This is a genomic window from Candidatus Hodgkinia cicadicola, assembly GCF_002774925.1.
Genome location: NZ_NXGO01000149.1, coordinates 1 through 458 on the forward strand (window position 1 = coordinate 1; position 458 = coordinate 458).

At 30.8% G+C, this 458-nt stretch carries 1 protein-coding gene; it reads right to left on the bottom strand.

The features are described 5' to 3' along the window. On the bottom strand, positions 1–235 hold a 235-nt coding region (locus MAGTDC_RS03860), incomplete at its 3' end, for a GTP-binding protein (RefSeq protein WP_278046999.1). Positions 236–458 lie beyond the last annotated feature (223 nt).

The window sequence follows — 458 nt, forward strand, 5'->3', positions numbered from 1 at the left end:
CTGGACAATCAACATGAGCATAATGTCTTGTTTTAGACTCATATTCAACATGGGCGGTTGATATAGTTATTCCACGAGCTTTTTCTTCAGGAGATGAATCTATTTCTTCGTATGGTTTATAATTTCCAAAGAATTTAGTAATTGCTGCAGTTAACGTTGTTTTACCATGATCGACATGACCTATTGTTCCGATATTTATATGTTGTTTGTTGCGGTTAAATGTTGGTTTTAACAGGTTTTCTTATAATAGTTAACAGTTTGATTCTATTTTAAGCAACATCCTCATGTTTTTGTTTGTTTCGGTATTAATTTAATCCAATGTTGATGTAAATGTTCGATGTTTTGTTTTATCTAGATCATTTTATCTTATGCTTTTGTTGTTAACGGTAAGTTTTATTATGTTATAACATCCAACATCGGTATTATTAACAAACTTGTGGTTCTGGTGTTTGGTTGTT